Source organism: Porphyromonas bennonis DSM 23058 = JCM 16335, from assembly GCF_000375645.1.
Taxonomy (GTDB): Bacteria; Bacteroidota; Bacteroidia; order Bacteroidales; family Porphyromonadaceae; genus Porphyromonas_A; species Porphyromonas_A bennonis.
Genome location: NZ_AQWR01000009.1, coordinates 1 through 24,850, shown reverse-complemented (window position 1 = coordinate 24,850; position 24,850 = coordinate 1). Strand labels below are relative to the sequence as shown.

13 protein-coding genes are annotated in these 24,850 nt (G+C 56.1%); 7 read left to right on the top strand and 6 right to left on the bottom strand.

Annotated features, from left to right (window positions below; translation table 11 throughout):
* Positions 1 to 398 precede the first annotated feature (398 nt).
* From B088_RS02805 to B088_RS02775, 7 genes are all read left to right on the top strand, one after another.
* The gene (locus B088_RS02805; RefSeq protein ID WP_018106887.1) at positions 399 to 1,280 is read left to right on the top strand and encodes a tetratricopeptide repeat protein; all 882 of its coding nucleotides are present in this window, start codon (positions 399 to 401) and stop codon (positions 1,278 to 1,280) included.
* On the top strand, positions 1,277 to 6,388 hold the full coding sequence (locus tag B088_RS02800) for an alpha-2-macroglobulin family protein (RefSeq protein ID WP_018106886.1): 5,112 nt from the start codon (positions 1,277 to 1,279) through the stop codon (positions 6,386 to 6,388). The genes B088_RS02805 and B088_RS02800 overlap by 4 nt, the downstream gene beginning before the upstream one ends.
* A 50-nt stretch (positions 6,389 to 6,438) precedes the next feature.
* On the top strand, positions 6,439 to 6,936 hold the full coding sequence (gene tpx / locus B088_RS02795) for a thiol peroxidase (protein WP_018106885.1): 498 nt from the start codon (positions 6,439 to 6,441) through the stop codon (positions 6,934 to 6,936).
* Complete coding sequence (locus B088_RS02790) at positions 6,937 to 8,892, top strand: family 20 glycosylhydrolase (protein ID WP_018106884.1); 1,956 nt, start codon at positions 6,937 to 6,939, stop codon at positions 8,890 to 8,892.
* Between the two features lie 328 nt (positions 8,893 to 9,220).
* Positions 9,221 to 12,454, top strand: coding sequence for a SusC/RagA family TonB-linked outer membrane protein (locus B088_RS02785; protein ID WP_155802262.1), 3,234 nt, complete (start codon positions 9,221 to 9,223; stop codon positions 12,452 to 12,454).
* 271 nt (positions 12,455 to 12,725) lie between these two features.
* Positions 12,726 to 14,216 carry a RagB/SusD family nutrient uptake outer membrane protein gene (locus B088_RS02780; protein ID WP_483823572.1) on the top strand — a complete coding sequence of 497 codons (1,491 nt, stop codon included), beginning with the start codon at positions 12,726 to 12,728 and terminating at the stop codon, positions 14,214 to 14,216.
* Positions 14,217 to 14,252: 36 nt separating this feature from the next.
* Positions 14,253 to 15,395 carry an Sb-PDE family phosphodiesterase gene (locus B088_RS02775; RefSeq protein WP_018106881.1) on the top strand — a complete coding sequence of 381 codons (1,143 nt, stop codon included), beginning with the start codon at positions 14,253 to 14,255 and terminating at the stop codon, positions 15,393 to 15,395.
* A 64-nt stretch (positions 15,396 to 15,459) separates the two neighbouring features.
* Here B088_RS02775 and mutL read toward each other — a convergent pair whose 3' ends face one another.
* The 6 genes from mutL to B088_RS02745 all read right to left on the bottom strand — a co-directional run.
* On the bottom strand, positions 15,460 to 17,355 hold the full coding sequence (gene mutL / locus B088_RS02770; RefSeq protein ID WP_018106880.1) for a DNA mismatch repair endonuclease MutL: 1,896 nt from the start codon (positions 17,353 to 17,355) through the stop codon (positions 15,460 to 15,462).
* An 8-nt stretch (positions 17,356 to 17,363) separates the two neighbouring features.
* Positions 17,364 to 17,726, bottom strand: coding sequence for a hypothetical protein (locus B088_RS02765; RefSeq protein ID WP_018106879.1), 363 nt, complete (start codon positions 17,724 to 17,726; stop codon positions 17,364 to 17,366).
* Positions 17,727 to 17,734: 8 nt separating this feature from the next.
* Entirely contained in the window at positions 17,735 to 19,849 is a 2,115-nt protein-coding gene (locus tag B088_RS02760) for an OstA-like protein (protein WP_018106878.1), read from the bottom strand.
* Positions 19,850 to 19,880: 31 nt separating this feature from the next.
* Positions 19,881 to 21,296 (bottom strand): peptidylprolyl isomerase, encoded by a 1,416-nt coding sequence (locus B088_RS02755; protein WP_018106877.1) that lies wholly within the window; start codon positions 21,294 to 21,296, stop codon positions 19,881 to 19,883.
* A 12-nt stretch (positions 21,297 to 21,308) separates the two neighbouring features.
* Complete coding sequence (locus B088_RS02750) at positions 21,309 to 23,030, bottom strand: glutamine--tRNA ligase/YqeY domain fusion protein (protein WP_018106876.1); 1,722 nt, start codon at positions 23,028 to 23,030, stop codon at positions 21,309 to 21,311.
* A gap of 270 nt (positions 23,031 to 23,300) precedes the next feature.
* The coding region (locus B088_RS02745) for an LTA synthase family protein (RefSeq protein ID WP_018106875.1) at positions 23,301 to 24,850 on the bottom strand (1,550 nt) is incomplete at its 5' end.

Sequence of the window (24,850 nt, the reverse complement as noted above, 5' to 3'; positions counted from 1 at the left end):
GGTCTTACACTAAGTATTAGTGAGCCTTGGTATGAGCCTGTCGGACTTACCTGACCTGCCCCTCTGCTGACCTGATGAGAGCGTAATGGACCGAAAGTGCAGATAAGAGACAATGGGGACTCATGATTGTCGTATCTTTGCAGCAAGAAACTTTACTGAGACGAATCGTATACGGTTCTGTTCGCGTCCTACGGACATCCGCCATTGTCATCCGGGTTCGGCCAAGTATGGTGAGACTGCGGAGTCTCCCCCTGCACTGAGGGGGCAGGACAAGTCGTCTCTTCTTTTTCTCACACAATCCTTGCGATCGAGGTCACCACTTTCTTTAACAATCAGGATTGGTCAGGTGGGGGAAATTGGGTACCTTTCTTAACCAATAGTATGGAAGAATTACACCGATGAATGCTCTAACGAGACCCCTGGTTGCTCTCATCATAGCCCTCGCACCCCTGCTCCTTGCCTCCGCCCAGTCGGACAAGGAGAGAGAGGCGACGTATGCCGACTGCGTAGAGCGCTACTTCGACTACTACGAGGCGGGGAGACCGGACAGCGCTGAGCTGATGCTTCGGCAGGCTCTGGAGCTGAGTCCGGAGGCGGAGGGGAACTTCCTCCTCCTCGGTAACCTAGCCGAGCTGGTGGTGGCGCGGGGCGACTCTACCGAGGCGGTGGATCTCCTCTCGCAAGCGGTGAGCCGTCAGCCAGCGATCCCGGAGCTACGGGAGCGTCGGGCAGACCTGCTCATAGGGATCGGGCGTGTGGAGACAGCGCTGGTGGACTATGACGAACTGGTGTCAAAGTTTCCTAATAGTGAGATCTACCGGTACAAGCGAGTCCTCGCTTACGAGCAGATGGGGCTCTGGAGTGCCGCCGAGGGGGATCTGAGGAAGATCCTCGCTCACAATGCCGATGCCTACCTTCCGCGTGTGAAGATGGCGGAGGTGTACGAGAAGCAGGGGCGTCTCGTGGAGGCGGAGAAGCTGCTGAGCTACCTGATCGAGCAGCAGCCGGCGATGGCACCGGCCTACCGGGCGAGGACACGGCTCCTGATGCGTCAGGGGCGTAAGTCGGACGCACTTGCCGACGTGCGGGAGATTATCCGCCGTAGTGGCGATCGTGTCGATGCCGAGGAGTATCTCCTGAGGGCGGAGATCTGGCTGCTCTATGGGGAGGAGAAGGAGGCGGAGGAGGATCTCCGCCGAGCAACCGAGGCTGGAGCGACACCCGCCGAGGTGGCACAGGCGAGGGAGGAAGTGAGACAGATAAAACACTCTTTATTATGAAGAATAACAGGATACATAAGATCATTCGGACCCGGATGGCAGCACTCCTGCTTCCCACCCTTCTCATAGGGGCTGGGGTGATCTCCGCAACGGGGATCGCGAGCCACAGGTCCATCGACAAGCAAGCTATGGCAGACGAGCAACAGATCCCCGAGGAGGAGATGCTCTCTCTCCTTGATAACCTGAGTCGGCTGGCAGCCAATGCCGGTCGCACCATCGAGGAGTACGACACCTCAGATGAGTCTCCTGACACTCTCCTCTGGAGTAAGAAGCGGACCGAGAGGGAACTGGTCCGGATGATCTCTCGAGAGCTGGAGCGTCGGGAGCTGTGGCGCGCCACCACCGACCTGAGCGGACTTCGCTATCAATGGCAGGTCCGCCGCTGGCGGCTGGGTGTGCCCTCTGAGGGCAATGGGTACTCCCTCCTCGCTGAGCTGATGGAGCAGCTGGCGGAAAAGGGCTTTGACGCCCTCCGGGAGCTTCACCTCCGGGAGCTGGACCAAGCTCTGAGGGTAGGCTACAGCGACCAGGCGCTCTCCATGCTGGAGTGGGAGGGGAAGCGGTCGGAGGAGAATATCTACCCCGCATATATTGAGCGCTTTGCGGGACATCCGGAGCAGACGGTGGTTCGTATGCTGGATCTCCGAGAGCGCAGCTCACGCCTACTCGCACCTCTTGAGATGGATCACAAGACCGAGGAGTGGATCCGAGAGGAGAGCAAGCTCTACGCCGAGTACCTCAGGATAGAGCCATCCATGGCGGGAAACCCCTATGAGAAGCGACTGAGGGAGATGGGCAAGCAGCTCTTTGGGCACAGACCATCCATCGGAGACCTGACCTACATCGACCTCCACACAGGAGAGGCGACCGTCAAGATAGAGGGTCCGACGCGGCAGGCGCTCGACCTCTACCTCATCACCGGTGGTCGTAAGGTGGAGCAACAGATCCGCAAGGGTCGTGCGAAGAAGCTTGCCTCGTACACAGCTCCGGCGGGGAAGGCGCGCTGGATCAGCGACAAGGTGTCCCTCCGCCTGCCGAGAGTGGGGTACTATAGGCTGGCACTCTACAACGAGCGCGAGGGGGTGGTTCGGCAGGGGAATGCTCTGCTGGATCAGATCGACGTGCGGCAGTATGACCGGACGATCTATGCCATGGACCGACAGGACGGCAGCCCGGTCTCCGGCGTGGAGGTGAAGGTCTTCCGCGGTGATGAGCGCAAACGCCCCATCGCCACCCTCTACACAGGCGAAGGGGGCGAGGTGGTGGTCCGTCAGACTCCGCCGAGAGGGGGATACCTCTTTGTCAGTGCCAAAGATCCCCGAATGCTTGAGGAGCGGTTCTTCACCATTTATGGGGAGCAAAAGTGGCCTGCCGGGACAGCTAATCCGAAGAAACAGGCAGAGACCCACTTCTACACCGATAGACCGATCTACAAGAGGGGGCAGACGGTGAAGGTAGGCATTGTCACCGTGACCCGCAAGGGGGAGGTGGTGAAGGCCGAACCAAACACACTTCAGCAGGTGAAGCTGGTCGCATACCGTGACGGGGTGCAGGAAGTGCTGGAGACACAGACGATCACCACCGACGATCGCGGGGTGGCGGAGGCCACTTTTACCCTACCCGAGGACGAGCATCTATCAGGCTTCTCTCTCAGTACCGCCTATGGGGACGAGTCTCTACAGGTAGAGGAGTATAAGCTGATGCACCTGTCGCTCATCATCGACAGCATACCGACCGGCTATGTCACCGGTCGCCCGATGCGGATCTACGGTAGGACAGAGGACCTGAATGGTCACCCCATGGCGGCACGACTGACGCTGCAGTACGATGTGGACGGCAAGCGGATGACGGGTCGGAGCGGCTCAGACGGACACTTTATGCTGGAGACGGAGCCGCTGACAAAGTCCGCGACGGGCGGCTACTACTGGAATCACCCGATCACACTCTCTGCTGCTGATGCGATAGGGGATGTGACGGACGAGTCTCTGGCGATGGAGAAGGACACGACCAACCTCCCGCTCTCGGCTAACCTGCTGGTGGACGGCAAGGAGATACTCAATCGCCTCGACCTGACGCTGAGCACAGAGAGCCAGCCCTACCAGAGACTGAGACTGGGGGATCTGTCGAGATACAAGCTCACAGCCACTTGGATCGATACAAAGGGGAAGCAGGTCGGAGAGCCGATTGACCTGCCGATGAAGGGGAAGCGGGAGCTGAGCCTGGCAAGTCTGCCCAGCGGGAGCTACCGACTGAAGGTCGAGACGACAGACTACTGGGGTCAGGTGGTGACGGACGTGAGCGACCCGCTCTACCTCTACAGCCCGACCGATGACCGGCTCGTGGGTGAGGTGCCCCTCTTTGCCACTATGACGAAGGAGGGAGAGATCCTCTACGGCTCGAGCCACGGCGGGACGCTCTCTCTGTTGATGGTCCAGGAAAAGAATAAGAGTGATCATCGGTTCCTGTCTGTGGAGCCGGGTAAGCTCTATCGTCTACGCCCGATGGAGGGGACGCTGTCTGTGGTGCTCTCGGCCTACAACAGAGGGGAGGAGACCACCGCTCGCATTGACCTGACTGAGTATAGCGAGAAGTCCGGAGAAAAGGAGAAGACCCACACCGCTGGACTGGAGATGAAGGTGGGAGAGGGTCGTTTCGTGCCGGGAGAGCAATTCTCTCGACGCTTCACCGTAGTGAGTCGCTCGGGCGGCAAGCCACTCTCTGAGGTGCCGGTACTGGTTGCGGTCTTTGACAAGGCCCTCACAGAGGCTTCGGGCGATGAGCAGCACTGGAGCAAGATCGGCGGCTCTCCGATATTATACAACGCTCTGGGTGGCAATCTATATGGCGCTGTCCTGATGGAGAGTGCGGTGGCATCCCCGAGGGCGATGATGAAGACGAGCAACGTCGTCAATGATGAGGTTATGGTTGTGGCTGAGGGTGCCGGCTCAGACGGGCAGCCGAGACTGCGGCAAAACTTTGCCGAGACAGCATACTTCAGCGCTCTCCTCAGGAGCGACAGGGAGGGACGAGTGCAGCTGGACTTTAAACTGCCCGATACCCAAACGGAGTATGTACTGAAAGTCTACTCCTTTGCACCAGACTTCAAGGAGGAGCTGCTGGAGGATCATGACTTCCGCGTCTTTGCCCCACTCTCCGTGGAGCTGTCCTTGCCCCGCTACCTGAGATGGGGCGACCGGCTGGAGGGACTCGCTCGGGTGCAGAATGCGGAGCAGTCGCCCGAGACCATCCGTGCAACCGTCACCGAGGGTCAGACGCAGCTATCCGAGGCAGAGCTGTCGGTAGCCGGTGGTCAGACCGGGACGATGCCTTTCGTCGTGGAGGCAAAGCGTGCCGATGGCGACTCGCTGATACTGCGTGCCACGGCAGCGGGGGCGCAGTATACCGATGCGCTGGAGCGAGTGATCCCTCTCCGGAGCGACCTGGCGGAGTATACGGTGGCGGTCCCCTTCTCGTCCTATAAGCAGTCGCAGGTGAGCCTGGCACTGCCCAAGGCGGACCTCGGCGGCAGCCAGGCTGTGGCGGAGATCTACTTCTCCCCGATCCACCTCCTCCTCACCACCCTCGCCGACACCTATGCTACAGAGGCACCTGCAGAGGAGCTCTCTCTCCTCGAGGCCAGCACGAAGTATGCGGTCTACAGTCGCCTGAGGGCGCTGATCGCCTCCACACCGGAGCTGAAACGGAGCCTCTCCATGTCTCGCACCCAACTTCGGGCAGCGATACGGGATCAGGAGTCTGAGCCGAGGTCTTCCTTTAATAGGCAGGCCGACCCGAGGACACTGGCGGACTTCTACGACCTGCTCCTGAGCGAGGAGCGGATGAGCGACTTGCTTGGAGGACTGGAGAAGAGGATCCTCGCCTTTACCTTCCCCACCGGTGGCTTCCGCTACGATGCGCTACTGCCGGAGCCCTCTCCCTGGCTGACCCATGTGGTACTGGAGAATCTTGCCTTTACACCCACCCGGTCGGCAAAGCTGGATGATGCGATCGACCAGTCGCTGAAGTACCTGCAGAGCGAGCTCTCCAAGGAGCGGAGCTACTACAAGGCAGCGATGGAGTATCGACTGCTGACTCATAAGCTGGGACGGAAGGATCCCTCCCTCAGCGGAGAGGTGAAGAAGCTGCTCGAGAAGCAGGTAAAGGGCGCTCGAGAGAGCTACCGGACGGCATCGACCTCATACCTGCTCAACTTTGGGGAGTACTCGCGTGCCTTTGACAACAAGGCGGCGTACAGCGAGGTGCGGGACTTCATCCGCGACCGAAGCAGCTACACCGAGAGTGACGCTGAGCTGCTGGCGCTGACCGTCTTCCTCCATAATGATCAGCCGGACGAGGCACTCTCGCCAGAAGTGACGCGTTTTATGCTGAGCCTCAAGCAAGGGACGCTGTGGAGCAATCCGCTGACGCTGGATGCGGTGGAGCCACTGCTCCGAACGGTAACTCCGACACGCTTTGAACCGGATGCAACGCTCTATCTGGGGCAGGTGGTCTACCATCCTACCGCGCTCGATAAGGCGACGGGACACATTGTCCTCGGCCTGCCGAAGCCGGAGACCAAGACGGTGATCCGGTGGGAGGGCGTGACGACAGACTTTGCCTTCGGTGGCATCCGGTATCGGGTGACTGAGCCGGCGGCAAAGGCGACACCCACAGGTGAGAAACTGACGATCGGCAAGGAGGTCTACGCCCGCCGTATCGTCGACGGCACCTCGTCTCTCGTTCGACTGACGGATGAGCGAGAGGCCGTGGCCGGTGAGCAGCTGGTGGTGCGCTACTTAGTGGAGACGAAGCAGGACCTGAGCCTCGTGACGATACGGGATGACCGGGCGGCAGGTGCCGAGCCGGGCTATGACTTTGCCGGCTACGGCATGTCGGACCGCACCTGGTACGGTTACAGCCGACGAGAGACAGTCGACTTCATCTTCATCGACTACCTCCCGAGGGGGAAGCATGTGATCGAGCTGGAGGCGACGGCCAACGTGGCGGGACACTTCAGCTACGGTCCTGCCGAGGTGCAGAGCTTCTACGCCCCGGAGTATGCGGGCAATAGCGCCGGTGGATCACTGACGATCCGCAGGAGCGAGTAAGAGACAAATCTATTTTTTCACACATCACATAACAACAATCACAAGAAATTATGGCTAAAGTAAAGTTTTCAGGAGAGACAGTAGAGACGATCGGTAAGCTGCCTGAGGTAGGCAGCAAGGCACCTGACTTCTGCCTGACCAAGGGCGACCTCTCAGATGCAAAGTTGTCCGACTATAAGGGTAAGCGGGTCGTGCTGAATATCTTCCCGTCGATCGATACGGGGGTCTGCGCTCAGAGCGTCAGGACCTTCAATAAGAAGGCTTCCTCACTCGATAATACCGTCGTCCTCTGCATCAGTGCGGACCTGCCCTTTGCGCAGGGACGCTTCTGCGGTGCCGAGGGTCTGGAGAACGTCGTGACGCTCTCCACCTTCAAGAGTCCGGACTTCGGAAAGGACTACGGCTGCCTGCTGGTCTCCGGTGCGCTGAAGGGGCTGATGTCCCGCTGTGTCATCGTCCTCGATGAGGAGGGGAAGGTGCTCTACACCGAGCAGGTGGAGGAGATCACCCACGAGCCTAATTACGACAAGGCTATCGCTGCACTCTAAATGAAGTATGGACTCCTAATCCCCCTCCTTCTCTCTATCCTCCTCAGCCCGGTGCGGGGGCTTGCTCAGAGCGATAAGCCCTTCACCATCCCTGAGGTCAAGAGCTGGAGCGGGGCGGAGGGATCTTTCCATTACAGCGGCCTCTGTCGTCTCACCCCCGAGGGGGAGGAGGCGGCGGAGGTCGCCGTTTTGCTTAGGCAGGACCTCCGAGAGCTACTAGGCGACACCGCCAAGGCCGGATCCTCGGGAACCATTTCCCTTGCGATCCACCCCACCCTACTCTCCGACAAGGGTCCCGAAGCCTATCGGATAGAGATCCTACCGGATCACATCGCTCTCACCGGCAACTCCCGTCAGGGACTCTACTGGGCGACGCGAACGCTGCTCCAGCTGCTTGAGCAGGGGCAGGAGCTCTCCTGCGGCGTGATAGAGGACTACCCGGACTACCCGATACGTGGCATGATGCTGGATGTGGGACGAAAGTTTTTCTCCCTCGACTTCCTCCGCGCTACCGTGAAGCTGATGGCGTACTACAAGATGAATGCCTTCCACATTCACCTCAACGACAATGGCTTCAAGAAATTCTACGGCGAGGACTGGGACAAGACCTACGCCGCCTTCCGTCTCGAGAGTGAAACCCACCCGGGGCTGACGGCACAGGACGGGCACTACAGCAAGGCCGACTTCAAGCAACTTCAGCTGGAGGCGGCATCGCTCGGGGTGACGATCATCCCGGAGATCGATGTGCCGGCGCATACGCTCGCCTTTACCCACTACCTGTCCTCGATAGGGAGCAAGGAGTATGGTGCAGACCACATGGATCTCTTCAGTCCCGACACCTATCGCGTGGTGGACGATCTCCTGGAGGAGTATCTCGATCCGACAGCCCCCACCTTTATCTCCCCATACGTCCATATCGGGACGGATGAGTACAGCAACAGAGACTCTGTGGTGGTGGAGCAGTTTCGGGCTTTCACGGATCGCTACATCCGCAAGGTGGAGGACCTGGGGAAGAAAGCAGCCGTCTGGGGCTCGCTGACCCATGCGCGTGGCGAGACGCCGGTCAAGGTGGACGACGTCCTGCTCTATTGCTGGAGCGATGACTACGCCAAGGGACAGGAGATGATCGACCTCGGGTACGACATCATCAGCATCCCTGACGGATGGGTCTACATCGTCCCGGAGGCGGGGTACTACTACAATTACCTCAATATTGAGGAGCTATATAAGAACTGGACTCCGGCAACAGTGGGACGAAAGACCTTCGAGGAGCATCACCCGCAGATCAAGGGGGGTATGTTCGCCGTCTGGAATGACCACTGCGGCAATGGGATCAGCCAGCATGATGTCTACCACAGGATCTTCCCCGCCATGCAGACGATTGCCGCTAAGAATTGGCAGGGAAAGAGCGGAACCGTGTCCTACGAGACCTTTGACCAAAAGCGTCGAGGTCTATCCGAGGCACCGGGAGTAAACCTGCTTGCGAGACCGGAGAAGCATAGGCACACCTACTGCGTCTCATCGCCTAAGGTGGACTCCCCGCTGGGTCTGCCGATCACGGAGATTGGGTACGACTACCGAGTCTCCTTCCGCATCACCCCGGGGGATAATCCCCGTGGTACTGTCCTCTTTGCCTCGAAGAATGCCACGCTCTACCTGTCCACACCGGAGAAGGGGATGCTGGGCTTCGAGCGGGACGGCTACCGATACCACTGGGATTACCGCCTGCCAGAGGGTCGAGAGACAGCGGTAACTATTGAGGGGACCAATCGGGAGACCAGACTCTACATCGACGGTCAGCTGCAGGAGACGCTCGGCATCATCGTCCATCCTGAGGATCGTGAGCTGAAGGGACCTCGCTACTGGGTACAGACGCTGGTCTTCCCGCTGGAGCGGACAGGACGCTTCAGCGGCGACCTCTCCAACCTCCGCATAGACTGGCTACTACGCCAATAGCTCTTTAGCACTCTCTCAAGAGAGCCGGGACTCAGCGTTTGCATATACGCTGAGTCCCGGCTCATTTATGAAATAGAGGAAGCCGGTAACGAGGTCAATGACTCTCAGGACATCATAACGAACTGGTCATCGGACGCTCATTTTAGGCGTCTAGACCACTCCGATAACAATCTCAACCTTTTAGGTGATCTACTCATACCGCTACTAACTCACAGTCACACAACTTTAACACTATGTAAACCCCGGAGAAACACAATAAATATATTTTTGCAGCGCAATCAAAGGAAAATAATTATACACTCACACTCGGCAATTTATTTTACGAACAATGAGTTATAGAATCAGACAGATCCTCAAAATGCTGCTATCAGGACTGTTAATGACTGTCCTCAGCTCCTCCGCAATGCTGTCCCACGCAGAGGAGAAGGAATCACTCAGAGGAGTAGTCAGAGACTCCATGGGTGATCCTCTTCCAGGCGTGAAGGTTGTAGTCCAAGGAACTAAAGAAGGCACGGTCACGAGTGCAGATGGCGGGTATACGATCAAGCTTGAGGTCGGGCAAGTGATCAGGTTCTCTTATGTAGGATTTGACGAAGTCACAATCGTATGGGATGGGACATCTCCACAAGACGTCACACTTAGGGAGAGCACAGATCTACTTGACGAGCTGGTAGTAGTCGGCTATGGAAGTCAGAAGAAAGTCAATCTCACCGGTGCTGTAAGTCAGGTCGGTGGCGATGTGCTGGAGAACAGACCCCTTCCCAATCTCGCAAGAGGTCTACAAGGAATGGTCCCAAATCTGAATATCTCCATGCCAGATGGCAGTCCCACTCGATCCGTCTCCTTCAACGTCAGGGGTCGGACCTCCATCGGAGCCGGCGGATCAGCTCTCGTACTCATCGATGGGGTGGAGGGAGATCCATCGATGATCAATCCAAATGACATCGAGAGCATTTCAGTACTCAAGGACGCAGCTTCATCGGCCATCTACGGATCCCGAGCTGCCTTTGGAGTAGTCCTCATCACGACAAAGCAAGCCAGCGAGGGGAAGATCCACGTAAATGTCTCAAGCAACTACTCTATCAACCAACCGACAGTCGTTCCGAAGCTCAATACCGACGGCTACTCATGGGCAAAAAACTTTTCAGATGCCTTTAACGCATGGTACGACTATAAGTCATTCCCTATTTCGGTCAATAACATCTATCCATTCTCCGCAGAGTATCTGGATGAGCTGAAGGCGCAGGACAATAACCCTGGAGCACCAGAGGCTATCTATAACGAGAGCAAGGGTCGATACTGGTACTTCGGAGATACAGACTGGTACAAGACGATCTATAAGAGCCAGTCCTTTGCAACTGAGCAAGCGGCATCTGTCAGCGGAGGGTCAGACCGAGTGCGTATGTATGCCTCTGCCAGATACTACTTCCAAGATGGTATCTTCAATTACAACGCTGACAAATTTCACAAGTACAACCTCAGGCTCAAAGGCTCAGTAAAGATCACCCCCTGGCTAACATTTGAAGAGAATGTGGAGTACAATAAATACTCATACAAGTACCCAATGCTATCAGATGGAGACGGAAATATCTGGCGACAATTTGAGCATCAGGGCTATCCAATTGCGGTGCTACGTAATCCCGATGGTACCTATACTCACTCAGCGGTATATAATGGGGTGGCCGCATTTATAGAGCAGAAGAACAAGTCCCTCACAGACTACGACTCTACTAAGTCCATCAGCAGCCTTACCGGATATGCGCTGGACAATAGATTAATGGTCAAGGCGGACTTCACATTCTCCAAGTCGTTTAGGAAGGAGAGTCGATCAAATAATTACATCGACTATAGCATACGGCCCGGCGAGGTCAGACGATTTGGAAAAAGTCTCTTACGATCATATAATGACCAAACATCATATCTCGGAGGGAACATCACAGCACAGTACAAGGATACCTTCCAGGATAAGCACCATCTCACCACTCTTCTAGGATACAATATCGAGAAGCAATCATCACGTCGACTTAGCACGTCCAGAGATGGACTCCTATCAGAGCAATTGCCTGACTATGATCTGATGGATGGACTCAATTACAGTATCGGAGGTGGAGGCAGCGACTGGGCCTTTATGGGACTATTTTACAGACTGGCCTATGACTACCAAGGGCGTTATTTGATCGAGACCAATGGCAGGTATGACGGATCATCAAAGTTTCCTAAGAGCCAGCGCTTCGGATTTTTCCCCTCACTCTCCGTGGGCTGGAGAATCAGTGATGAGCCCTTTATGTCCGCGACTCACAGCTGGCTCGACAACCTCAAGATACGAGCCTCGTACGGCTCCCTTGGAAATGGGAACGTCCCTCCTTATAGATTTTTGGAGACAATGGGAGTTGGTCAGACCTCTGTGCTTCTCAATGGCGTCAAGCAGACCTACACCTCTATGCCTAATGTCATACCGGATGGACTTACTTGGGAGACTGCCAATACGCTCGACTTCGGTCTGGATGCCAACCTTTTCAACAATCGGTTAGAGATAATTCTGGACTGGTACGACCGACAGACAAAGGATATGTTTACAGAGAGCAAGCCTTTGCCAAGTGTTTTTGGGAATAAGGTCCCCTTTGGCAATTATGCAGATATGTCGACGACCGGCTGGGAGGCAACCATCTCTTGGAAAGACCAGTTTGATCTCGGCGGTAAGGACTTCTTCTGGAGCATCAGAGCATCATTGTGGGACAGCACTTCCAAGATTACCCGCTTCAACAATGATGAGATGATACTGGGGAAACATTATAAAGGCGAGGTCATAGGCGAGATATGGGGCTACGAGACCTTGGGATTTTTCAAGGATGAGGAGGACATCAAAGCACACGCAGACCAGAGCTATCTTCAAAACTCCAACAACAGGGTCTGGCTACCAGGAGATCTGAAATTTGCCGACCTGAATAATGATCACGTCATCAATCAAGGCTCCAATACTGTCTCCAATCCCGGAGATAGGAGGATCATCGGTAACAACTCCCCTCGATACCAATTCGGACTCAATCTGTCCGCAAATTGGTCAAATGTCGGACTCTCACTTTTCTTCCAAGGTGTAGGGAAGAGGGATTGGTATTTCTCACCAGAGGCGGGACTATTCTACGGCCCATACAATAGGCCCTACGGCTACCAGCCCACCTACCTTATCAATAACCACTGGACTGAGGAAAAGCCTGATGCGTACTTCCCTCGATTTAGAGGATATACGGCCTTACGGACTAACAGATCATTAGGGGCGCCGCAGACTCGATACCTGCAGGATGCAAGCTACATCAGACTAAAGAATATCACCCTTACATATGACCTCGCCCCATCAGCCCTAAGCAAACTCAAGCTCACAAAAGCCCAGCTCTATCTGACTGGTCAGAACGTATTGACGTACTCTAATCTCTTCAAGCACGCTCCAAACTTCGATCCCGAAGTGATTGAAAACCCAAAGAAAGAACTTACCAATGGACAGGGTCAGGGCTACGCATACCCGATGCTAAAATCCTGGACTCTCGGTCTACAAATCACCTATTAAGCACCCTATCATGAAAAATATAAAGCAAGTATTCGGTGTCCTAACTACCCTGATATGCCTTATATCATGCACCGACTTTTTGGATTTATCCCCCGTGAATAAGTTGTCACCAGGAGATTTCTTCAAGTCGGAAACAGACCTGGAGCTGTACACTAACTCCTTCTACCAGAAAATGCTTCCGGGAGGGCTGACCGTAGTTAATAGAGACGGGATGGGAGACTTCACCTCAAAAAACAGCTCCCCCACTTTTATTGCCGGAGCCTATAGCTCGGTGAATGAGGGTAAATGGAACTGGAGCAACATACGTAATCTTAATTACTTCATTGCTAAAGCCTCCTCATCACCAGTTGAAGAAACACATAAGCGCCACTATATAGGAGTAGCTAGGCTCTTCAGGGCCAAGGAATACTTCGACAAAGTTGTCACCTACGGAGATGTACCATGGTACAGCAAGCCTATCGATCCTAATGATGAGGATCAGCTGATGCGTCCACGTGACCCGAGGGCGATGGTTATGGACTCGATAATGGCAGATCTCGACTATGCAGTCGCTAACCTCCATGATATCAAAGACGAGAGCGCAACGACCATTACCAAGCAAGTAGCACTGGGACTAAAGTCCAGAATTTGTCTCTTCGAGGGAACGTACAGAAAGTACCATCCTGAGCTCGGTCTAGAGGAGTCATCTGAGCATTTCTTGGAGGAGGCAGCTAGAGCTGCGAAGCAAGTCATGGACTCTGGTAAGTATCGTCTCTACTCCACGGGGCATCCTGACACCGACTATCGTACGCTCTTTATTAGTGAGAAGCCGGTCTCAGAGGAAATCCTCTTTGCAGTAGAGTACAACAACGCCCTGAGGAGATGGCATAATATCACGTGGAAGTACAATAGCGCCACATACGGAGCGAGATGGGGACTCAACAAGCAATTCGTCAATACCTATCTGATGAAGGATGGCTCTAGATTTACCGATCATCCCGATTACGATAGGATACTATTTGTGGACGAGATGAAGGATCGTGACCCGAGGCTATCTCAGACGATCAGGTCATTGGGCTACAAGAGAAGTGATGGGACGCCGGCACCTCCTAACTTTGGCTATACATTTACCGGATATCATATCCTCAAGTTCAGCCTCGATGATAAGAGATTAGATGGAGTGGGAGAGTCCTACAATTCCGTCACCCTTCTTCGCTATGGAGAGATCCTACTCAACTATGCTGAGGCAATGGCTGAGCTTGGGAAGTTTGATCAGTCTACCTGGGAGCTTACGATAGCTCCGCTGCGAGAGCGTGCTGGTGTGAGTCCAAAGATCCCCGACTCGGCAGACCCATATATGCAGGAGGTGTACTTCCCCGAGATCAGCGACAAGTATCTACTTGAGATCAGACGAGAGAGAGGCATCGAGCTATGCTACGAGGGACTGAGATATAGGGATCTCCTCAGATGGCACAAGGGAGATCTGCTGGAGATGCCGTGGAAGGGTATCTACGTCCCGGCCATGGATACTCCTATGGATCTGGATGGCAATGGTACCCCTGATGTTTCCTTCGTCAGGAAAGCTCCGACCAAGAAGACTCCTGGCGTTATCTACTACGTCATTGATGGCACCTCTGCCGTCCTATCGGAGGGGGACAAGGGACACGTCCTATGGCGAAATGAGGAGAAGAGAGTATTTAGCGAGAAGAACTACCTCCATCCCATCTCGGAGGAGGATCTGGTACTCAACCCCAACCTCAAGCAAAATCCCGGGTGGAAATAAATAATATAAGTGTTACATATAATCCAAAGAAACAACATGAAGATCAAATCACTATTTGTAGCCCTACTGATGTGCAGTTCCTTGTATGTCCGGGCTCAGAACGTAGAGGGCGACGGTATGCTCTATCTACAGGAGCAGAGACGCCCGGCGATGAGGGAGCAGATCATGATCCCAGCTGTGGGGGAGTATACGGTCCTTAAGTGCGACTTCCACATGCACACCATCTTCTCAGACGGGCTGGTATGGCCCACGATCAGGACCCAAGAGGCATGGGAGGAGGGACTAGATGCTCTGGCCATTACAGACCATATCGAGTACCACCCACACCATAACGATGTCTCTACTGGACACAATCGTGCTCACGACATCGCCCAGGAGGATGCTCTGCGTAAGGATCTCATCCTCATCAGAGGGTCAGAGATCACCCGAGACACCCCTCCCGGTCACTTCAACGCTATCTTTACTACTGACAACTCCCTCTTTAGCGAGGACAAGAGCAGCAAGCAAGACTTAGAGAGCATCATGGCAGCTAAGGAGCAGGGAGCCTTCATATTCTGGAACCACCCCGGTTGGAAGCCAAATATCGAGGGCTCTTACACCTGGCTCCCTTTTATCGACCAGATCTACCGTGAGGGAGCCCTGAGGGGAATCGAGGTGATCAATGGTTTTGGCTTCCATAAGCGTGCCCTTGACTGGTGCGTTGATCACAACCTGACCGTGATGGGTACATCAGACATTCATAATCTCATACGGCATGACTACGATCGCACGAGAGGGTACATTCATCGCACGATGACACTCGTGCTCGCAAAGGATCGATCAGCCGATGGCATTAGAGAGGCTCTGGAGTCTGGTCGTACGATTGCATGGGCTAGCAAGCTGCTGGCTGGAAGGGAAGAAAACGTAAGGGCACTCTTTGATGCATGCGTCTCTATCAGCAGACCATACCACAGCGTCTCGGGGAAGAAAGCGGAAACCGATTACTACACGATTAGCAACAATAGCGACCTCTACTTCGAGCTCGATCTCCAGTCCGGTGACGGCACTAAGAGGGTCGTGCTCTATCCACGATCTTCACAGATACTGACTGCTAGGGCTGGTCAGTCCACAGTGTCCTACGAGGTGAGCAATACATACATCAGGAGCGATAAGCATCTAAGTGTGACATTCGATCTGTGATCGAGTGTCCAGACTCAGAAAGGGGGTGTGTCGGAAATAATCCGGCACACCCCCTTTTTTTGTATCAGGGGAGGTGCTTGGCGAGCTCCCGAGGGGTGAGGAAGAAGAGGATCTGCCGACCTGAGGGGGTGACCCGATACTCCGGGAGCGCAAAGAGTTGCTCGAGGAGCTGCTTCGCCTGCGCCGGGGTCATCTGCCGGGGAAGGGAGCGTAGACGAGCGGTGGTGATGGTTCGGACAAGCCTATTGGACAAGACCTCCCGGCTGGAGCGACCAGACTGCTCACACTCTCGCAGGAGGTCATGGAGGATCTCCTCCTCTCCTCCGGCGGGTAGACCATCGGGGACGGCATTGATACCGATCGCATTTTGCCCCATATCGGAGATGTCAAATCCGATCTCTGCCAGATCCTGCCGGTACTCTCGCAGCAGCGAGGCATCCTCGTGAGAGAGCTCGAGGAGTGCCGGGAATAGCAGGCGAGACGAGACCACATGCCCGTTTCTAAAGGAGGTCATATACTGCTCGTAGAGGACCCTCTCCCGAGCCCGGGAGAGACTGACCACGGCAATTCCCTCGGGCTGGAGAGCGACGCCATAGTCCCCATAGACCAGCGGCGGCACATCGTACCCGGATCTTATCTCGGAGCTCTCGCCGGTGAGCGAGGAGGTCAGTGTCGTCATCGTGCCATCTCTATCCGACAGCGGGACCTGTCTCGGCATCTCCTCACGCCGCTTCTGGAAGTCCTCATAGAAGCTGTCCCAATCGGCTATATCCGGCATAGCGGTCTCACCTCCCACGGCGGGGAAGGTATCGCCGATCTTGGGTGTCAGCATCAGTTCATCATTGTCATTGAGCCGGCTCCCAACCTCTAAGAAATTGCCCGACGTGGGCGGCTCGGGCGCATTTCGCCGGCTGGTATCGGCGATGGGGATCTCCATACGATCCTCGTCGAAGTCGAGTGTAGGCATTGCCGCCCCCTTCATCAGCACCTCACGGATGGCAGAGAAGAGGATGGTGCCAATGTCATTCTCTGCCTCAAACTTGATCTCCGTCTTCGTGGGCGAGATATTGACATCGATGGAGGCGGGGTCGCAGGAGAGGAAGAGGAAGTACTCCGGCTTCTCCCCCTTCGGTATCATCTCGCCGTAGGCATTGAGCACCATACGATGGAAGTAGGGGTGCCGCATGAAGCGATCGTTGACGAAGAAGTACTGACACGCTCCTCGCTTGCGAGTGTACTTGGTCTCCGTGACAAAGCCCTCGATGGTCACTAAGGGTGTTTCAATATGGAGCGGGAGGAGGTGCTTGGTGAGCCGGCTGCCGAAGAGGTCGAGGAGCCGCTGCTTCTGCGGTGCCGCCGAGATCTGGAGCTGGATATTGCCGTTGTGGACAAGGGTAAAGGCAACGCGATGCCGCACGGCTGCAATATTCTGTAGCTCGGTGAGGATGTGGGCAAATTCGGTCGTGTCTGCCTTGAGGAACTTGCGCCTCGCCGGGACGTTGAAGAAGAGATTCCGGATCTGGAAGTTGCACCCTACTGGGCAGGCGACCGGCTCCTGGGAGATTACCTTGGATCCCTCTATCTCGAGTTTGGTCCCCTGCTCCGCATCCTCCATACGCGTCTGCAGAGTCACATGAGACACCGCAGCAATGGAGGGGAGTGCCTCGCCTCGGAAGCCCATGGTGACGATGGAGAAGAGGTCAGCCGCCTCGCGGATCTTGCTCGTCGCATGCCGCTCAAAGGCCATCCGGGCATCGACGGCTCCCATCCCAGAGCCGTTGTCGATGATCTGGATCAGTGTCTTGCCGGCATCCTTGATGATGACCTGGATATCGGTCGCACCGGCATCGATGGCATTCTCGACCAGCTCCTTGACGACAGAAGCAGGTCGCTGAATCACCTCACCGGCAGCGATCTGATTGGCAATATTATCCGGGAGTAGATGTACTCTGCTGTCCACGCGATCGCTTACCAGAAGATGAAAAGGCGTGCGAAGTCAGCCCATGTGGTGATGCCTAAGCTCTCGAAGATCCAGTAGCTGAAGGCAAAGAGGATGGCGAGGACGAAGACGAGCTGCCTATTCTTCTTCCCGATGCTCTCTGAGAAGTCCTCCGGGTCGCCATACTTGGCAAGTCGCTCAGAGTTGCGCCGAAAGTGTCCCTTGAGATTCTCCTTTAAGTCCTCCTCCGTGAGGGGATTCGCCTCCGGATCGACCCTATGCTTGGAGAGCCGGATCTTGCGCTCCAGCTCCTTCTTCTTTGGATCAAAGGTGAGGTAGGTGTACCTAAATCCCCTTGGCTTCTTAGACTTATAAAAGCTTCCCCATCCCATAGTACTAGTTACTTCTTCTTAGGTTGTGTCACTTCGTCCTCCTTGCGGATCGTGGCTTGCTGCTCCTTCTTGAGCCCCGTGATCGCCTGACGAACCGTGGTCTCTGCCTGGTCGGTCACTGCCTTCGGCGTCAGTCCGAGGGAGTCGAGCTGTGCGGCACCAACGCGACGGAGGGAGTCGGTCACCTCGGTGGGGCGCTGCCGCCCGTCGAGGAACTCGGTGAGTCGTTGCCCGGAGGTAGCTCTGAGAGTGCTGTCGGCTGCTCCCTGCAGGATCTCACGACCCGCCTGTGGCAGGGAGACGGCAAGAGAGTCCATCACATGACTCCTGATCGAGTCGATGGAGATCCCGGTGGTGTCCGCCAGCGTCCGGATGATCGAGTCGGTCAGCGCCGTCACGAGCGAGTCCGACGGGAGGGTGGACTGCGCCACCTGCTTTGGCTGCTCCTCCTTTGGCGTCGGGAGGTCCTGTAGGAGACCGGTCGTCGGTGGGCGCGGCACCAATTCGCCTCCACCCTCGCCCGGCGTCGGGGTACGACGGAAGATGTCCAGCGAGTCGACCGGACGCCCCTCTGGGAACCAGACGAAGTCGGGATAGACCAGATCGCTCTCCTCGACGAGGAAGATCGGCTTGGTACGCCCCTTCGTCTGCCCCAGGAGTAGGATCCGCACCACCTCGCGATCCTCCAGCTGTGTCAGTATCTCGCTGCTCTGAGTATGTGTCTGCTCGGTCTGGATGGAGTCCTTATTCTCACTGAAGTAGATCGTCTCCGCATTTCCTCGCGTCCATACAGAGTCCATCTCGCCCTCGTGGAAGTAGGCTTCCACCTCGCGGCCACGCATCTGATTGTAGTACTTATTCCGCAGATGCTGCGACATGTAGGCATTCTCCCCGATCAGGGCTCGCTCGACGGAGCCATTTTTCATAAAAAGGCGGATCGAGTCGCCGGTGACCTGAGAGAGACCGCTCCAGACGAAGGGACGACCGTACATCTTCATCACTGAGTCCTGAGTGAGGTAGACCATAGAGTCAGCCACAGCCTGTGCATCTCTGCGCCAGGTGCGGACATTACCTACTCCCTTAGCGATATTATTGACAGAGTCGACCTTGATCAGCTGCATCCGATCCGCACCGGTAAAGAGGTGATCGGAGTCGGAGTACTCGTAGATGTAGGCATGGTCTATCGCCTCACCGCACTCGGTGGAGTCGTTGTACATCACATGATTGCCCCTCAGCTCCATACTCTCAGCTGTATCCCGGAGGATGACGCTCCCATAGAGGTCGGCAAAGTGTGCGGGTCGGTCGTAGATCAGCGAGTCACCCGTCATCCATCGGCTGCCGGAGACGATCTCAGCCCGGTCAAGGAGCGTCGCCACGTCCTCCTCCGTCCGGTAGGTTCCGCGTGTAGCGTAGATGATACCGCTGTCGCCCTCGATCGTTGTGGGGCCGAGGATGGTAGCGATCTTGGTATTGGTGTCGTAGTGCAGCGTATCGGAGTAGAGGGTGAAGTTGTCATTCTGCAGCACGACGTCGTTATAGAAGACCGCCGTCTTATCCACCGTGGAGTACTCCGCATAGACACTCGAGAGCACATTGAGACTGTCGGCCACCGATCCGTAGTCGAAGTAGTAGGCGATCCCCGACATACGATCGTAGTCCAGGCTATCTGTGAGGAGGGTATTCTCACCCTGCTCCATCTGTACCAGCTCCCGGAGTCGTGCCAGCCTCGTGTAGCCGTCGTAGTCCAGGTAGTTGCAGTAGATATCTACCGTATCCTGCGCCTGGTGGATGTGTACGTTGCCAAAGGCCTCGAAGCGATTGGCCTCCCTATAGAGGAGTGCACTGTCGCAGTACATCAGCGCATTGTCGTGCTTGAAGACGACATTCCCCGTCAGGATCTGCGCATCGGGATTGATCTCCTTATCGAAGCGCCACAGGTCCACGTGCTCTATGATGATCCGCTCCTTGCCGGTCGTGTCCGAGGGCGCCGTCTGTAGGGAAGAGAGCAAGCCGACAGTCCCAGGAGCCGATGGCCGTGCCTGAGTAGCCATAAGCCCTGCCACCGACAGGAGCGTCAGTGCCAGAGCTAGGAGAAAGGGATGACGAGGGTCACCTTCGTTCATAGGGGGCTACTCATGCAGTTGTGGGACAAGCTTACTTCTTCTCCGTACCCTCACGAAGCACCCAGCCGGGGTACTGAAAGGTGCACTGACGATAGGCGGGAGCGATGCTGACGTAGGTGGTCTTCTGCTTCTCTCGGATCCACTCATCGAGCAGCTCCTCACGCTTCTTCCCCTCCACCATATCCTTGATCACCTGATAGTCGTCGACGACATTGGCACGGTGTCCGGACTTGCGGCTCTTGAGGCGGGCGATCGCCACCACGAGGTGGTTATTCTTATCCGTCATGGTAAAGGGCTTGGTTATCTCGCCCTCGCTCAGCTCCGCTACGAGTGGCGACATCTCCTGCGGCAAGTCTGACATCTGGAAGCGAGAGGTGCCGAAGAGGGAGCTCTGCTGATTGGCATTCACCATCTGTCCATTACTCAGCCGTGTATCCTCATCCGAGGAGTAGTAGAGTGCAGCGGTGGCAAAGGGGACGCTGTCCCTCGTGATGATGCCGGCGATGGAGTCCATCCGGGTGTTGGTCGCAAGGAGCTCCTCCTGATTGACCTCCGGACTCAGCATGATATGCCGCACATTGATCAGGTCACCCCGCTTCTCGATCAGCTGAATGATGTGGTAGCCACGCTTTGTCTCCACGATGCGTGACACTTTCTTCGGGTCATTGAGGCTAAAGGCGACGTTGGCAAACTCCGGCTCCAGCTCTGCACGACCGACAAAGCCGATCTCACCACCCCTGAGGGCAGTCTCATTGTCCTTAGAGTAAAGGCGAGCCAGGGTCTCAAAGTCTGACTTCCCGCTATTGACCTGCTCTGTGAAGTCGACCAGTCGCTGCTTCACCGCATCGACCTCCTTGATAGAGATCTTGGGCTGAAGGGTGAGGATCTGCACCTCCACCGTCGTGGGGACAAAGGGCAGGGAGTCCTTATTGATCTGCTCATAGAAGCGATTGACCTCCGATGGAGCCACCATCACCTCACCGACGATCTTCTGCTGCATCTGCATGACGGTGTACTGCTCGGCGACGATCTTTCGGCGGTCCTCGCGGATCTGGGAGTACTTCTGACCGAGGTACTCCTCCAGCTTCTCCTTACTGCCCAGCTGATTGGTCACCTGCTCCAGCCACTGATTGACATTGGCATTGATCATCTGCTGATTGGGCTCGATACTGTCGATCTTGGCTTGGTTGAGGAAGAGCTTCGAGATCGCCATCTGCTCGGGGATAATGCAGCGCGGATCGCCCTGGAAGGGCTGACCCATGCTCTCGTAGTACATCCTCTGTCGCTCAATGTCGGAGAGCAGGATCGGCTCATCGCCCACGACCCAGGCTACCTCATCCACCACATTCTTGCGGCTCTGGGCGAGCATCGTCAGCGGAGTGAGGAGCAGGCAGAGGAGAGTAAGGAGCTGCCTCTGATGGGACAGGGTATGGAGTTGCGTACTCATTAGCATGACCTATTACTTATTGGCTTTGTCGTTATTGACCATCTTCTTCCACGAGTCGCGGAGGGAGACAGTCTGATTGAATACCGGCAGCTCGTCTGTGCTGTCTTTGTCCTTAGTGAAGTACCCCTTGCGGACAAATTGGTAGTGGTCCTCCACCTGAGCCTCCGTGATAAACTTCTCGGCATAGCAGGGGTAAAGGATCGTCTCACTCAGAGGATTGATCAGCTCGCTGATGTCCTCGTACTCCTCCGCCATCGGATCCTCGGCGGAGAAGAGGTGGTCGTACATACGGACCTCGACCGGCTGCGCGCCGGCAGCATAGACCCAGTGGATGGTCCCCTTTACCTTACGATTGGCGGTGGCACCGCCGGTCTTGCTCTCCGGATCATACTCGGCATAGACGGTGGTAATACGTCCCTCGGAGTCCTTCTCGCAGCCGGTGCAGGTGACGATATAGGCGGAGCGGAGCCGAGTCTCTCGCCCGGGCGTGAGGCGGAAGTACTTCTTGGGTGCATCCTCCATGAAGTCCTCGCGCTCGATCCAGAGCTCACGGCCAAAGGTCTGCGTGTGAGTGCCTGCATCGGGATCCTCCGGATTATTGACGCACTCCATCTCCTCAGTCTCTCCCTCGGGATAATTAGTGATCACCAGCTTCACCGGATCCAGCACCACAGCGGCACGGGTGGCGACCTTATTCAGATCCTCCCGGACATAGTGCTCCAGGTGCTCCTCCTCGATGGTGCCGTCGTACTTCGTGTAGCCGATGGCGCCGATGAAGTTTCGGATACTCTGCGGGGTGTAGCCTCTCCGGCGCATCCCGACGAGGGTGGGCATTCGCGGATCATCCCAGCCGTGTACGAGACCGCGCTGCACCAGCTCCAGGAGTTTCCGCTTACTCATCACCGTGTGGGTGAGGTTGAGCCGATTAAACTCATACTGGCGCGGGCGGTAGTCGCTGTCCTCAGGCTTGAGGAGATCGATGAAATAGTCGTAAAGGGGGCGGTGGGGGACAAACTCAAGCGTACAGATCGAGTGGGTTACTCCCTCGAAATAGTCGCTCTGCCCATGAGCAAAGTCATACATCGGGTAGACTGACCAGTCCGTCCCGGTGCGTGCGTGCGGCTTCTTGATGATGCGGTAGATGATCGGGTCGCGGAAGAGGAGATTGGGGTGCGCCATGTCGATCTTCGCCCGGAGGGTCATCGACCCCTCGGCGTGCTTGCCCTGGCGCATTTCCTCAAATAGCCGAAGATTCTCCTCCACGGGACGATCCCGATAGGGGCTGTCTGTCCCCGGCTCGGTGAGCGTCCCCTTCTGCGCTGCGATCTGCTCGGAGGTCTGCTCATCGACGTAAGCCAGTCCCCGCTTGATCAGGTCGACGGCAAAGTCATAGAGCTTCTCGAAGTAGTCACTGGCGTGGTAGACATTGCCCCAGTGGAAGCCGAGCCACTCGATATCCCGCAGGATCGCATCGACATACTCCTGATCCTCCTTGACGGGGTTGGTGTCGTCGAAGCGGATGTTGCAGACCCCGCCATACTTCTCGGCGATGCCGAAGTCTATACAGACCGCCTTAGCGTGGCCGATGTGGAGGTAGCCATTAGGCTCCGGGGGAAATCGCGTCTGGATGCGTCCGTTGTGGAGTCCCTCCCGGAGGTCACGCTCCACGATCTGCTGTATAAAATTGAGCGACTTCTCCTCGCCGCTTTTTACTGGTTCTACTATCTCGCTCATACAAGGCTCTTAATAGGGTAAAAAACAGGGCGGACGACAGCGCCCGGGAAGCCGGTCACGATGCCACACCACTGATCACAAAGATACTACAATTACCCCACCTATCCACCACCCACACCACGCCCTCAGTGCAAGAGGATTAAAGCCCACTCCTACAGGCGGTCAACTATTACCGGTATTAGTGAATTCTATTACTGGTATTAGTGAAACCTATTACCGGTATTAGATGAGCCTAATACCGGTAATAGTATTCTGCCCCCGAGAGAGGGGTCAATGCCGTGCGCTCGGATCGTCTGCGTCAGAGTCGGTCAGCACAAAGCCCGAGGAGAAGAGCCGCTCGCTATAGTCCTGCGCAATCGCCCTGAGCAGGCGGCTGTAGTGGTCTCGGACAGAGTCGCTCGGCAGCCCAGGATCCCCGTGGTCAGTCTGCACCGGTGCACTCGGTGCCTCGACAGAGACCTCACCATCGCGCCGCATCACCACGGTCAGCTCCTTCGTGAAGAGGAAGTAGCGGTCAAAGAAGTTATTGAGCGCATAGTGGTCCACCGTATCATCGAAGATATTGTGCCCATAGGCGTAGATCGGGCGCTCAATGCCCAGCAGGTAGAGCAGCGTCGGATAGATGTCCATATGCTGCACCACTCGATCTGAGATCTCGCCCCAGAGGGATCCATCGGGGACATAGAAGCAGATCGGCACCATCGACTTACCCGCCGAGCAGTCGTACTCGGGGCGGTCGGTCTGATTGGTATGATCGCCGGTGATCACGAAGATCGTATGATCGTACCACGGCTCATCCTTGATGGAGTCGAAGAAATTTCGGAGCGCCTCATCGGCATACTGCGCCGTGCGGTGGATCGGGAGCGTGCCCTGCTTGCACCTTTTCTCATACCCACGAGGGATCTGGAAGGGGTGGTGATTGGTGAGGGAAAAGAAGAAGGCTCCGAAGGGCTCTCTCAGTGAGTGCTTCATGTCCCGCGCCATAGCCTGCTCAAAGGGGTCGTCGAAGACGCCCCACGACTTCATGAAGTACCGATCGGCATCCGGCACCTCCTGACGGAAGTCCTCCGCCGTGTACTGGCGCTCAAGTCCCATCCGGTGGAGGAAGCCGTAGAAGCCCATCGCTCCCGGCTCATCACCGTGGTAAAACTTTAGGTCATACCCCTCGTCCCTCAACATTGTCGGCAGTCCTGACGTGAAGGCGTGGCACTGCTGATAGTCCTGCATCTGAAACTCCTTGTCATTGAAGGTGGCACCAAAGGTAGGCAGCGACGCATAGATCGTGGGAAAGGACTCGACGGAGCGCTTCCCATTGGCATACCCATACTTCGCGTAGAGCGTATGGGGGATCAGCGAGTCGAGGAAGGGCGTGTAGCTCTCGTAGCCGGGTATGTCCGTATTGAGCACGCCGACAAACTCCCTCGCCATACTCTCCATCAGGACGACCATCACATTGTACCCCCGGAGCGAGCCGTAGAGACTGTCATCCGGTGCCAGAGGCTTCGCCTGATAGGTGGGGTCAAAGAGTTCCCTGAGCTCGGTCGGGTCGTAGAAGCGGTACCGGACGAAGCGTGCGCCGGAGCTTCGTGAGAGCGAGTAAGGGGTATTCTGCACCAACGCCACCTCCCGATAGTCCTCGATGTATCTGTCGGCTATGGTCTCACTGAGTGGACGCTCATGGGGTCTGAGGGTGCCGCGCATACCGATCACGATGAGACCGACTGTGACGACTGCTCCGAGGATGCGTCGTGCGAGCGGGCTCTTTTGCTCCTCTATGGGCTCGTAGGAGAAACGAAGGAAACCGTAGACCAGCAGAAACA